Annotated in this window: 8 protein-coding genes and 1 pseudogene; 4 read left to right on the forward strand and 5 right to left on the reverse strand. The window is 63.0% G+C overall.

The window, feature by feature from the left end; all coding sequences use genetic code 11:
* Positions 1-14: 14 nt before the first annotated feature.
* Positions 15-824 carry an alpha/beta fold hydrolase gene (locus ACZYOF_RS06320; protein WP_463715182.1) on the reverse strand — a complete coding sequence of 270 codons (810 nt, stop codon included), beginning with the start codon at positions 822-824 and terminating at the stop codon, positions 15-17.
* A gap of 99 nt (positions 825-923) precedes the next feature.
* Positions 924-2,468 (reverse strand): benzoate-CoA ligase family protein, encoded by a 1,545-nt coding sequence (locus tag ACZYOF_RS06325; protein WP_463715183.1) that lies wholly within the window; start codon positions 2,466-2,468, stop codon positions 924-926.
* A gap of 139 nt (positions 2,469-2,607) precedes the next feature.
* Here ACZYOF_RS06325 and ACZYOF_RS06330 point away from each other — a divergent pair, with 139 nt between their 5' ends.
* The gene (locus ACZYOF_RS06330) at positions 2,608-3,516 is read left to right on the forward strand and encodes a helix-turn-helix transcriptional regulator (RefSeq protein ID WP_463715184.1); all 909 of its coding nucleotides are present in this window, start codon (positions 2,608-2,610) and stop codon (positions 3,514-3,516) included.
* Between the two features lie 110 nt (positions 3,517-3,626).
* Here the strand turns inward: ACZYOF_RS06330 and ACZYOF_RS06335 are convergent, their stop codons facing one another.
* A complete protein-coding gene (locus ACZYOF_RS06335) occupies positions 3,627-4,412 on the reverse strand; it encodes an IclR family transcriptional regulator domain-containing protein (protein WP_463715185.1) in 786 nt (261 codons plus the stop codon).
* Positions 4,413-4,531: 119 nt separating this feature from the next.
* On the opposite strand from ACZYOF_RS06335, the gene ACZYOF_RS06340 reads away from it, so the two are divergent.
* On the forward strand, positions 4,532-5,890 hold the full coding sequence (locus ACZYOF_RS06340) for an aromatic ring-hydroxylating dioxygenase subunit alpha (RefSeq protein ID WP_463715186.1): 1,359 nt from the start codon (positions 4,532-4,534) through the stop codon (positions 5,888-5,890).
* 91 nt (positions 5,891-5,981) lie between these two features.
* Positions 5,982-7,399 (forward strand): annotated as a pseudogene (locus ACZYOF_RS06345) (glutamine synthetase family protein).
* 331 nt (positions 7,400-7,730) lie between these two features.
* Here the strand turns inward: ACZYOF_RS06345 and ACZYOF_RS06350 are convergent.
* Positions 7,731-9,212 carry a GH1 family beta-glucosidase gene (locus ACZYOF_RS06350; protein ID WP_463715187.1) on the reverse strand — a complete coding sequence of 494 codons (1,482 nt, stop codon included), beginning with the start codon at positions 9,210-9,212 and terminating at the stop codon, positions 7,731-7,733.
* Positions 9,213-9,230: 18 nt separating this feature from the next.
* Positions 9,231-10,760: a glycoside hydrolase family 17 protein gene (locus ACZYOF_RS06355; protein ID WP_463715188.1), complete on the reverse strand. Its 1,530-nt coding sequence runs from the start codon at positions 10,758-10,760 to the stop codon at positions 9,231-9,233.
* Positions 10,761-11,204: 444 nt separating this feature from the next.
* Between ACZYOF_RS06355 and ACZYOF_RS06360 the strand changes: the two genes are divergently transcribed.
* Positions 11,205-12,110 carry a hypothetical protein gene (locus tag ACZYOF_RS06360; RefSeq protein WP_463715189.1) on the forward strand — a complete coding sequence of 302 codons (906 nt, stop codon included), beginning with the start codon at positions 11,205-11,207 and terminating at the stop codon, positions 12,108-12,110.
* The last annotated feature ends 698 nt before the right edge of the window (positions 12,111-12,808 follow it).

The raw sequence follows: 12,808 nt of genomic DNA on the forward strand, positions 1-12,808 counted from the left end.
CTAGGCTCGGCGGCCTAGGCCGCCTGCGGCTGGTCAGTCCGCAACGCCGCCTCGGCGAAATCGGCAATCGTCTTGAGCGTTGCCTCCGGCGCCTCGCGATGTGGCGAATGGCCGGCTCCTGGAATGACCGTCACATCGACCGGGCAGTAGCACTCTTCCTTGGCCATCTCGGCCTGGCGCAACGTTCCGTACTGGTCGGCCTCGCCCTGCAGGATCGCGACGGGCACGCGGATATAGGCGAGGTATTCGGAAATATCCCAGTCGCGGAATTTCGGATCGAGCCAGGCGCCGTTCCAGCCGTAGAAGGCGTTGTCGACATCCTTGTGCCAGCGCGCCATCCTCTCCTTCAGGTTCGTGCTCTCGTACATCGTCTTGATCTCGGCGATCGACTTCACCGAGATGTCCTCGACGATGAAGTGCGGCGCGATCAATGCAATGCCCTGCAGGCGATGGTCCTGGTGCGAGCCGGCGTAGATCGCCGCGATCGACGCGCCATCGGAATGCCCGACGAAAAGCCCGCGGCGGAAGCCGATGACATCCAGCAGTTCCGGCAGCACCTCCTGCGCTTCGATGTGCATATAGTCGAGCGGGCGCGGCAGCTTCACCGGGCTCGAGGCGCCATAGCCGGCGCGCGAATAGGCGAACACGCCGGCGCCGGTCGTGTCCTGAAGCTGTTCCGGAAAGTCGCCCCACAGCCCGACCGAACCCAGGCCTTCATGCAGCATCACAATGGTCGGCGCCGTGTCGGGAGCCGGGCCGATCATGCGGTATTCGAGATCGGAGCCACTGATGTTGAGAAAGCCTGATGGTGCGAGATTTGCCATAACGTCTCCTGCTCAGTCATTCCGGACGGGTCGCGCAGCGACCCGATCCGGAATCTCGAGATTCCGGGTTCGTCCTTCGGACGCCCCGGAATGACGGCGTCATTTGCGGTCGCCGTCCCGCAACTTGAAACGCTGGATCTTGCCTGTCGCGGTCTTCGGCAGGCTCTCGACCACGTCGATCCAGCGCGGATATTTCCACGGGCCGATCTTCTGCTTGACGTACTCCTTGAGCGCCTCGTGCAGGCCATCGGTGTTCGCATCCGCGCGCAGCACCACGAAGGCCTTCGGCTTGAGCAATCCCTCCGGATCGGCTTCCGGCACGACGGCGGCCTCCAGCACGGCGGGATGGGTGATCAGCGCGCTCTCGACCTCGAAGGGCGAGACCCAGATGCCGGAGACCTTGAACATGTCGTCGCTGCGGCCGCAGAAGGTATAACGGCCCTCGGCATCGCGGATGTATTTGTCGCCGGTGCGGGTCCAATGACCTTCGAAGGTCTGCCGGCTCTTGCTGCGCTGATTCCAGTAGCCCTCGCCGGCGGAGGGCGCATCGACCAGCAGTTCGCCGACTTCGCCATCCGGCACGTCGGCGCCGTTTTCGTTGACGAGCCTCACTTTGTAGCCGGGCACGGGGCGGCCGGACGAGCCGTATTTGATGTCGCCGGGCGCATTCGACAGGAAGATGTGCAAGAGCTCGGTCGAGCCGACGCCGTCGAGGATGTCGACGCCGAAGCGCGCCTTCCAGGCGTTGCCGACGGATTCCGGTAGCGCCTCGCCGGCGGAGGTGCAGATGCGCAGCCGCTTCCCCGCGGGCATCGTCTTCGACGCTTCATCGTTCAGCATCGATGCGAACAGCGTCGGCACACCGTAGAAGATGGTCGGGTGATATTTGTTCATCAGCGCGAACATCACCGCGGGTGTCGGCCGCTCGGAATTGAGGATCGTGGTGGCGCCGACCGACATCGGGAAGGTGAGCGCGTTGCCGAGGCCGTAAGCAAAGAACAGCTTTGCCGCTGATAGCCCGACGTCGTTCTCCTGGATGCCGAGCACCTGCCTGGCGTACGTCTCCGCCGTGGCGGCGAGGTTGGAATGCAGGTGGCGCACACCCTTGGGCATGCCGGTCGAGCCCGAGGAATAGAGCCAGAACGCGGGCTCGTCGCGATGGGTTGCGGCGGTCGTGAAGTCATCGTCCTCGCGCGCCAGCTCGTCGGAAAATGTCTTGTGGCCGTGCGTGTCCTTGCCGGAGACGACAACATGCTCGAGGTCAGGCATCCGCCCGACGATGTCCTTCACCACCGGCAGCAGCGCTTCGGAGATGAACAGCACTCGCGCGCGGCAGTCGGCGAGCACATAGGCGTATTGATCCGCGGTGAGCAGTGTGTTCAGCGGCACCGGCACCACGCCGGCGCGGATCGCGCCCAGAAACACGATCGGGAAATCGACCGTGTCGAGCATGATCATCGCCACGCGCTCCTCGCGGCGGACGCCGAGGCGGCGGAGCAGATTGGCAAGACGGCGGCTCTCGCGCTGCAGCCCGCCATAGGTGAGCTGCGAGACTGTGTCGTCGAAGACGATCTTGTCGCCGCGGCCCTCGTCGACGTTGCGGTCCAATAGCCAGGTCACCGCGTTGTAGGAGGTGCCGCTCATGCCCTGCTCCCTACGCCAAAGCACGCCACCACGTCTCTCCCCAGATTTAAGAATTATAATTCATAGAAAGCCACCGGAGCGGCTTGCTGTCAATCCTGGTCGGCACTATCCTTCCTGACTTCTCCGTGCGTGGGGGGACATGACCGAAAAGCCCGATCCCGAAACCGATTTCCTCGAACAGCTCGGCCAGCGCGTGCGCACGATGCGCGCGCTGCGCGGCATGTCGCGGAAAGTGCTCGCCAAGGTTTCGGGAATTTCGGAGCGCTATATCGCGCAGCTCGAAAGCGGCAAGGGCAATGTCTCGATCGTGCTGCTGCGCCGGGTGTCGCACGCGATGGGCGCGCATCTGGAAGACCTGATCCCCTCCGCCGAGCCGGCGCCGGACTGGGCCGTGATCCGCGATCTCCTGCGCAAGGCGACGCCCGAGCAGATCGCACACGCCAAGGACATCCTCGCCGGCGGCAGCGCATCCGCGCCGCGGCGCTCCTCATTCTCAGGCATTGCCCTGATCGGGCTGCGCGGCGCCGGCAAATCCACGCTCGGCAGGATGCTGGCGAAACGGATCGGCTGGAGCTTTGTCGAGCTCAACAAGGAAGTCGAGCGCGAGAATGGCCTCTCCGTCGCCGAGATCATCGCGCTCTACGGCCAGGAAGGTTTCCGGCGCATGGAGCAGGTCTCGCTGAAGCAATTGCTGGCGCGGAACGAATTGATGGTGCTCGCGACCGGCGGCGGCATCGTCTCCGAGCCCCTCACCTTCGACCTGATCCTGTCGTCGTTCTACACGATCTGGCTCAAGGCCGAGCCAGAAGAGCACATGGCGCGGGTGCGCCGCCAAGGCGACCTGCGGCCGATGGCCGACGATCGCTCCGCGATGGCGGAGTTGCGCAACATCCTGGTCAGCCGCGAGCCGCTTTATTCGCGTGCTTCCGCGGTGGTCGATACGGCCGGACTTTCGGTGGATGCCGCCGCCGCACGGCTGATCGAAGCGGTAACGCCGGTATTGCAGAACCAGGCGCGGAGTTTTGGATTGCGCAGCGTGGCGATGTAGCTGCAACGCGACGACCGCGTAGCCCGGGTGAAGCGCAGCGCAACCCGGAGAAACTCTGTCCGCCCACGAAACACCCCGGATTACGCTTCGCTTCATCCCGGCTACACGCGTCAGAGCAGCCTGCCCTTCACATCCTCCGCTCCCTCTCGCAGCAGCGGCAGGAAGCGTTCGAGCAATTCTTCCGTCGGCACGCGATCGACATGGGCGCCCATATTAATGGCGGCGACGATGGTGTCGTCGTAGCGGCGGACCGGCACCGAGATCGAGCGGAAATGCGGTTCGGCTTCGCGGTCGACCAGTGAGTAACCCTTTTCGCGATCGGCGATGATGGCGGCGAGCAGCCGCTTCGGGTCAGTCATCGTCTGCGGCGTCAGCGCCTCGCGGCGCATCGCCTTTAGTCTCGTCGCCAATTCATCATCGCTGAAGCGGCCGAGCATGGCGCGGCCGACCGAGGTGCAGAAGGCCGGCAGGCGGTAGCCGATATCGAGACCGCTGGAGAACATCCGCGCCGGGCTGCCGCGCGCGACGAACACGACCTCATCGCCATCAAGCAGCGCAAGCGAACTGATCTCCTGCGCCGCGCTCGCGATGCGATCGAGCACCGGCTGCAGCACTGCAATCACCTGGTTCGAGCGCAGGTACGATCCCGCAAGCGTCAGCACGTGCGCCGTGAGCGTGAACAGCTTGCCGTCAGTCGCGACGAACCCGCCGCGTTCAAGCGTGAACAGGATGCGCCTTGCCGTTGCACGCGGCAGGTCGGCGGCACGTGCGAGATCGCTCAGCGTCGCGGGTCCCGTAATGGTGCCGAAGATCTGGAGCAGCCGCAGCCCACGGTCGAGGCTTTCGACGAAATCGGTGGCGCGCTCCTCGCGATCCTCACGCTTCAGCTTCGGCATGGGTCCGTCCCGGCGGCGCAGATCAAAAATTGTGCTTGCCGCTCGATTAAGCCATGTCATAATTCGCCCATTCGTTCAATAGGCGAACAAATCCAAGCGTCCCGGGGAGGACTGCCGCCATGATGAGCCAGGAGCAGAACGACCTGATCACCCGCACCGGGCCGAAGGATCCGTGCGGGAAATTGATGCGAATGTACTGGCAGCCAGCGGCGCTGGTGGACGAGCTCGAGGGGCCGCGGCCGGTGCGTCCGGTCAGGCTGCTTGGCGAAAACCTCGTGCTGTTTCGCGACGAGCAAGGCCGCTACGGCCTGATCGACCGCCACTGCGCGCATCGCGGAGCCGATCTCGCCTTCGGCCGGCTCGAGCATGGCGGGCTGCGCTGCGCCTTCCACGGCTGGCTGTTCGACGTCACCGGCCAATGCCTCGAGACGCCGGCCGAGCCGAAGACCTCGCAGCTTTGCAAGGGCATCCGGCAGCGCTGCTATCCCGTGGTCGAGAAGAGCGGCATCCTCTGGGCCTATCTCGGCGAAGGCACCCCGCCGGCGTTTCCAGAGATCGACTGCTTCGTGGCACCCGGCAGCCACACCTTCGCGTTCAAGGGCCACATGAACTGCAACTGGCTGCAGGCGCTTGAAGTCGGCATCGACCCTTCGCACGCATCCTACCTGCACCGCTTCTTTGAGGACGAGGACACCTCAACCGCGTATGGCAAGCAATTCCGCGGCGCTTCCGCGGGATCCGACATGCCGATGACCAGGATCCTGCGCGAATATGACCGTCCCATCATCAATGTCGAGCACACCGAATACGGCCTGCGGCTGATCGCGCTGCGCGAACTGGATGAAGAGCGCACGCATGTTCGCGTGACCAACCAGCTTTTCCCGCACGGCTTCGTCATCCCGATGAGCACGGAGATGACGATCACGCAGTGGCATGTGCCTGTCGATGACGAGAACTGCTATTGGTACGCGATCTTCACCAGCTACGCGGCGCCGGTCGACAAGAAGAAGATGCGCGACCAGCGGCTCGAGCTCTATGAGCTGCCCGACTACATCTCGCGCAAGAACAGGTCGAACGATTACGGCTTCGATCCGCACGAGCAGATGACCGCGACTTATACCGGCATGGGCAACGACATCAACGTCCACGACCAGTGGGCGGTGGAATCGATGGGCCCGATCCAGGACCGTACCAAGGAGCATCTCGGCCAGAGCGACAAGGCGATCGTGCAGTATCGCCGGCTGCTGCGGCAGGAGATCGAAAAGGTGTCCGGCGGCGAGAAGCCGATGCTGTTCCTCGACGAGGCGACGTCCCGCAGCATCCAGGGCCCCGCAACCATGGACGGCATCGGGCCGACCCAGGGCTGGGAGCTCTACTGGATGGAAGTCGACGTCAAGCGGCGCCGCGGTGCACCGTGGGCCGCGCCGGTGCCGAGCGAGATCGCCGGCAAGGTGCAGCATCTCTCGGCGGCCGAATGATGTTGCTTTCCCCGTCATTGCGAGCCACCGGGGCGGCGCTTCGCGCCGCCCCGGTGGCTCGCAATGACGACCAATGCAAAGGAACGGCGCGTTGAGCTTTGTCCAGCGTCACGGCCTGTGGTCGGATGAGCAGAAGGAGGCGGCGGCGCGCGTCCGCCGCATCGTCGAAGAAAACAACCTCGAAGTCATCCGGCTGTCGTTTCCGGACCAGCACGGCATCTTGCGCGGCAAGACGCTGATAGCAAGTGAAGCGGTGCGCGCGCTGGAAAGCGGCTGCTCCATCACCACAACCATGCTGGCCAAGGACACCTCGCACAAGACGGTGTTCCCGGTGTTCACTGCCGGCGGCGGCTTCGGCATGAAGGAGATGGAAGGCGCCGCCGACGTGCTGATGGTGGCCGATCCCACCACGTTCCGCGTGCTGCCATGGGCACCCACGACAGGCTGGCTGCTTTGCGACATCTATTTCAATGACGGCCGTCCGGTGCCTTTCGCGACGCGCAGCCTCTATCGCAGGGTGCTCGATCAGCTCGGCGCGCGCGGCTATGATTTCGTTGCGGGTCTCGAGGTCGAATTCCACCTCTTCAAGCTCGACGACGCGCATATGGCGCCGGAGGACTCGGGCCAGCCGGGCCGGCCGCCCTCGGTCAGCCTGCTCTCGCACGGCTATCAATACCTGACCGAGCAGCGTTACGACCAGATGGAGCCGGCGCTGGAGATCATCCGCCGCGACGTGCTCGCGCTCGGCCTGCCGCTGCGCTCGGTCGAGGTCGAGTTCGGCCCGAGCCAGTGCGAATTCACTTTCCAGCCGACCGCAGGCATCGAACCCGCCGACACCATGGTGCTGTTCCGAGCCGCGGTGAAGCAGATCGCGCGGCGGCATGGCTATCACGCGACCTTCATGTGCCGGCCGAAACTGCCCAACGTCTTTGCGTCTGGCTGGCACCTGCATCAGTCGCTGGTGTCCCGCACAAGCGGCGAGGGACCGACCAGGCCTTGAGCCCGTTCGGGTCCTGCTACCTCGCCGGGCTGTTGCAGCATGCCCGCGCCTCCACCGTGTTCACGACGCCGACCATCAACGGCTACAAGCGCTACCGTTCCTATTCGCTGGCGCCCGACCGTGCGATCTGGGGCCGCGACAATCGCGGCGTGATGATCCGCGTGCTCGGCGGCGCGGGCGATCCGGCGACACGGGTGGAGAACCGGATCGGGGAGCCGGCCGCCAATCCTTATCTCTACATGGCCTCGCAGATCCTGTCGGGACTCGACGGCATCGACCGCAAGCTCGATCCCGGGCCGTCGGCCGACACGCCCTATGAGACCAAAGCGGCGCTATTGCCGAAGAGCCTGCGCGAGGCGGTGTTCGCGCTGAGCGACGATCCGTTCTTCCGCCAGGCGTTGGGCGCGGAGTTCGTCGATTACTACGTGCATATCAAGAACGCCGAGATCGAACGCTTCCAGTCGGAAGTGTCCGACTGGGAGCACCGCGAATATTTCGAGATGTTTTGAGCGGGCGGACGCCGCGGAGAAGGACAGTAGCCCTCACCAAATGACGGCGGTATCCGTCACGCGCGCGTGACTCGGTTTCGTGCTTCGTCGCCCGACGAAATCCACTATGACCGCCACGAAACCATTTTCGCGACGCCGCGAAAATCTCCTGAAAGAATAAGGGGTCAATATACCCCTCCATGATCAACAGCGGAGTTCGATCATGTTGGCATATCTCATCGGCATCATTTACCACTTCGCCTGCCGCGCCAGCCTTGTCCAGATGGGCCGGCATCATCTTGGCCGCTGACTTCAGCGGAAAGCATTTAGGTGCGCCCGTCTGACCGGCGTATCAGACCACTGAGTTTTGCTTGATGACCTCACGGTAGAACGACGCGCTCAGTTTCGGCGTACGGCGTTGCGTCTTGAAGTCGACCCGATAGATCCCGAACCTTTTCTGATAGCCGTCCGCCCATTCGAAATTGTCGATCAGGCTCCACAGGAAGTAGCCGGCCACGGGCACTCCCTGCGACGTCGCGCGCTGCAGTTGCTGCAAATAGTTACGGAGATACATCACCCGATCCAGGTCGTAGACATTGCCGTCCGCTGCCGGCTCGTCTACCGACGACGTCCCGTTCTCGGTGATGTAGATCGACCGCACGCCCCACAGCTTCGCCGCGTGACGCGGCGCCCAGTACATCGCCTCGGGGCCGAACCGGAGCCAATCCGCATCCATATGTGGGAATGATGCCGGAAACGGCGCCAAGGTGAAGCCGCGCTCATTATCGGCCGCCAGCACGTAGTGGTCGGGCTTGTAGATGTTCAGCCCCAGAAAATCGATCGGCGATGAGATGATGCGGAGATCCTCGGCTGTGTATTTTGGGGCATCCTTTCCGGCCTGAGCCAGAAAGCCGTCGATGTACTGTCCCTCGAGTATCACGGTCAGATAGCCGCCGTTGAGTTCGCGTGTCGCAATTTCTGCGGCGCGCACGTTCGCGGGTGTGTCGATCGCCGGTATGCAGACGACCAGATTCTCCGCGGGCCCGACCTTGGTTCCCGGCCGGCCACGCGCACGGATCGCCTGCACCGACAGGCCATGGCCCAGCGCGACGTTGTGACGGATCTGATTCAATTCGGCTTGCGGCAGCTTCAAACCGGGGGCGTCGATCCCAAGGCCGTGGCCGAGATGAACGAGCCTCGAACATTCGTTGATGGTGAAGATGTGGCTGACGCGATCGGTCAAGCGCTCGGCGACATAAGCCGCGTAGTCCGCAAAGGCCTTCGCGGTGTCGCGAGACATCCAGCCGCCGAAACGGTCCTGCAACGCCTGGGGCAGATCCCAATGATAGAGCGTGGCAAACGGCTCTATGTCGTTTGCCAGGAGTTCGTCGATCAACCGATCGTAGAAGTCCAGGCCTTTCGGATTTGGCGTGCCCGATCCATCCGGGAAGATACGCGGCCAGGCGATCGAGAAACGATACGCCGTGGCTCCCAGCGCCTTCATCAACTGGACGTCGTCGCGGTACAGGCGATAATGATCATCCGCGACATCCGCATTGCTGTTATCGATGATGGTCCCTGGCGTGCGGGCAAAACCATCCCAGATCGCGGGCCCACGTCCGTCTTCGTTGACGGCTCCTTCGATCTGATAGGCCGAGGTCGCCGTGCCCCAACGGAAGTCGACCGGAAATCCGGCCAGCGAATTTTCAGCGGCGGCTCTGACCTCCTGCGACCTGCCAGCATCGGCCGGATGGACCGGCGCGGCCGACAATCCGAGCGCTGCCCCTCCGGCGAGCGTTGCGAAATGACGCCGTGAAAGTCCATCCAGCGACATCGACGTACTCCAGAAATTTCACCGGTCGCGCGACGACCACAGCGCGGCGCCAAGCAGGAACAACGCGGCCGCGGTCCACAACGACTGCCAGTTTTGAAAGCCTTCATTCAGCAGGAGGTAGACCGCGGCGGCCGCGAACAGGCCCGCGAATACCGACTCGGACGTTGCGCAGACTTCCGGCTTTCGACGGTTCAGCAGCGTCACCACCAGGATCGGCACCGCCGCCATGGTCAAGCTGGCAAACGGGAAGTCGCGCGACCGCGGGTCGAACATGAGGCCCAGTGCACTTTCCGCCGCGACCATGGCAGTGAGGAGAAGAACAGCGCCGAGAAGCAGTGCCGTCACGGATCGTGTCCGCATCTCGCGCGGTCCGATCAATTCCGCAAACGCCGGGAGCGCGCGGCCCGACATCAAGGCGTTCATGCACAGGAGCGGCAGAGCCGTTGCTGCGATCAACAGCGTTCCTTGCCGCATCAATCCGGCAAAGCCGTAGCTTTCGTAGAGCGCATTCTCGACGCTCATACCGAGCAGGATTCCGCCGACCGTGGCGGATGCCGCCACCGCAAGCCACCGCGGCAATGCCGTTGGCGCAGCCGAGCGCAAGCGCGCCAACAACGCCGTGACGAACACGGCAATGCTGAAAGCAAGGCCAGCGCCGAGCTGCAGCTTCCAGAACGGATAGTTGCTGACGGCGGCTCCGGGTGAATATTTCAGCCGCCGGCTTTCTCCATCGAGCCACCCCCAATGAGCGCCCACCGTCCCTTCCCACTGGCGCTTCCATGGCTCGTCATACGCTTCGAACAAATTGACACGAACGTTCTCCCGACTAGCCTTGTCGAGGAGGTCGAAGGTGAAGCGCGCCTGATTGATGCGCGATGGCAGCGCGCCGTCGCGCATGCGTCCTCGGCTCGGCCAGCCGGCCTCGCCGATGAAGATCTCCTTTCCGGGAAATGCGAGAGCGACCTTGTTGCGTGCGTCGAGCACATGCTGGGGTGCGTGCTCGGCGCGGGGCGGAACGTCTTCCCAATAGGGCAGGACGTGGATCGTCACGAAATCGACCTCATGGCCGAGCTCCGGGTAGCGCAGCCAGAAGTCCCAGGTGTCGGCGTAGCTCACGGGGACGCTGACGCGGCCTTTGGCGGAGCGGATGGCTTCGCGAAGGCCCGCCTCGGGCAGTTCACCCCGAAGCAGCACCTCGTTGCCGACGATGACGGCGGTGACCACGTCAGTGAATTGGTTGGCCAGCGACACCGCTGTTTCGATGAGGCTGGCGTTCTTCAGACGATCACGTCCGATCCAGACGCCGAGGATCACCTTCAGCCCGACCTTTGACGCGAGCTCCGGCACCTTGTCCAAACCGTTCTCTACGGAGTAGATGCGGATGCAGTTGGTGATCTTGGCAAGATCGGCGATGTCTTCCGCGATCTGGTCCGGGCTGATGATGACGGAGGAATTCCACGGCGTCTGGTGGCCGCGGAATGGCGCGTAGGAAACACAATCCAGTTTTTTCGCGAGATCGACAGGCGCATGTCCCAATGAGACCGGCATCGCCAACCAGCACCAAACCGCAACAATCATGCCTATGGATAGCAAGAATAGCCACAGCGGCGCTGCAACCCTGAGCGGCGCTCTTGTTGCAGTGCCACCGGGCGACCGGCCAGCACGGTTCGGGCTTAATCCGGTGGGAGCATCGAGCTGCATCAGGCAACGCTCCGGGCTGCGTTCGAACCGGCGATCGCAGCGGAGCGCGAGGAACCATCCAGGTCGCTGAAGAAGGCGATTGAAGACATTGTTTCAAATGCTTTAGCTTGGCTCGGTCAAGCCAAGGCTAAATTCCCAGATCGACCATAGGCAACTACGACAGACCACGTCCGTAGATTTACGGAACAAGTATAGCAGTGTCTTTCATTCGCCTACAAACGCAGGAATGGCAATGGGCAAGCTACGCGCGTTCTTGATGAAAGCCCCGGCGATTGCGCGGGGAAGCCATTGATGCGGCGACGCGAGTTCATTGCAGGCGCTGCGGCGCTGGCGGCCTATATGCAACTTTCGAGGCAGAGTGGTCTGCTGACGCCGGCCTATGGCGAGGTACTGCCCCTCGGCAATCCGCTGCCCACCGGCTTTTACAATTTTACCGGCTCTAACCTCCCCAATTGGCAGAGAGCATCGGCGGCGCAGCAGCGCGGGGAAGCCAATGCGATCATCGGGTGCCTCGGCGATTCAACGGTCGCCGGCCAGGGCGCCGCCAGCAATGAACTCGCCTCCAACGCCAAGAGCAAGTCGTGGCCAACGCAATTGGCAAGACTGATCCCGAACGGAAGCTGGTCAAGCGTATGGGGTGATAACAACGTTAGCGCCGCCGCCGGTGACGTTCATGCCTTCGATGCGCGGCTTCATCGCGCCGGTTGGGCGATCAGTAACATAAGGGCTTCCGAAACGCTCTGCGGAGGATCTTTTCACGGCCAACCGAGCGCGATTTCACAGTCCTTCACCCCGACCAACCCGATAGACACGATTGAAGTCTGGTACGCCCGCTCGCCCGACAGCGGACGTTTCACGATCGATGTCGATGGAGCCCCACCGCTGGCCGCGGTCGATTGCGCAGGCGCCAACGCGTTACCCGACGCAGGCAGCCTATGTTGCCAATATGAAATCGCTCGCTTACGCCGCCAATGTGCCGTTTATCGACATTTGGGGACTCTTTGGCGGGACCTGGAATTCATCCGCGATGAACGATCCATTGCATCCGAACCAGACCGGCTACGCGCTTATCGCCGGCTATGCGGGCATCGCCATTCTCGATCCTTCCGCGCGCAGCCTGAGCTAGCACGAAGCAATCCACATCTCCACGATCGGCGCAATGGATTGCTTCGCTTCGCTCGCAACGACGGGTGGTGAGTTCTGGTTCGAATTTCAAACAGCTCACCGCTGTCGTCCCCGCGAAGGCGGGGACCCATAACCACAGGGAGGTGTTATCGCGCGAGCAAGCGGCGGTGGCGGAGCACATCACGAAATCCTGTGGTTATGGGTCCCGGGTCAAGCCCGGGACGACGAGGGGAGAAATCACGATTCAAATGTCAAACAGCGTGAGGATGTGAGTTCGCGTTCTCGCGGCATGGATTGCCCGAGCTTTGCTTCACTTTCCACCCTCTTCGATATCAGAGGGCGCAGGGAAAGCCGGGTGCCGGTTGCACCCGTGGGTCCCGTGCAACAAAAAGCACGGGGGTAGGACCACAGGTTCAACCGAAGCATTCCGGCTTTCCCTGCGCGATGGTGTTACGGCTTACTTCGCGCTCTTCCCGGTGACCGGGCTTTCTTGCCACCGTCATCTCTCGCGCAAATTTTGTTTGCGCAAAAAACTTAGCGCCAGCGTCGGGGCGCCAGGACCACACGACTTCGCCGTCCGCACTGCGCATGCTCGTCAGTCACACGCATTGCGTCCACCGCATCTCACCGCAACGTTCGTGACGATCGCGACCCGCCCCTCATTCGCGCTGAGACGCGCGGAGTTAAACCACTGATTTGCCCGACGACGGAAGCGGAATGTTTTTTCTGCGAGGGCTGGACAGACTTTTGGTGATTTGCCCGTCGGGTTG

It is taken from the genome of Bradyrhizobium sp. LeoA1Lang, from assembly GCF_055413685.1.

Coding starts and splice junctions, on each gene's coding strand:
- ACZYOF_RS06320 (WP_463715182.1), bottom strand. CDS start 824: ATGGCAAATCTCGCACCATCAGGCTTTCTCAACATCAGTGGCTCCGAT.
- ACZYOF_RS06325 (WP_463715183.1), bottom strand. CDS start 2,468: ATGAGCGGCACCTCCTACAACGCGGTGACCTGGCTATTGGACCGCAAC.
- ACZYOF_RS06330 (WP_463715184.1), top strand. CDS start 2,608: ATGACCGAAAAGCCCGATCCCGAAACCGATTTCCTCGAACAGCTCGGC.
- ACZYOF_RS06335 (WP_463715185.1), bottom strand. CDS start 4,412: ATGCCGAAGCTGAAGCGTGAGGATCGCGAGGAGCGCGCCACCGATTTC.
- ACZYOF_RS06340 (WP_463715186.1), top strand. CDS start 4,532: ATGATGAGCCAGGAGCAGAACGACCTGATCACCCGCACCGGGCCGAAG.
- ACZYOF_RS06350 (WP_463715187.1), bottom strand. CDS start 9,212: ATGTCGCTGGATGGACTTTCACGGCGTCATTTCGCAACGCTCGCCGGA.
- ACZYOF_RS06355 (WP_463715188.1), bottom strand. CDS start 10,760: ATGCCGGTCTCATTGGGACATGCGCCTGTCGATCTCGCGAAAAAACTG.
- ACZYOF_RS06360 (WP_463715189.1), top strand. CDS start 11,205: ATGCGGCGACGCGAGTTCATTGCAGGCGCTGCGGCGCTGGCGGCCTAT.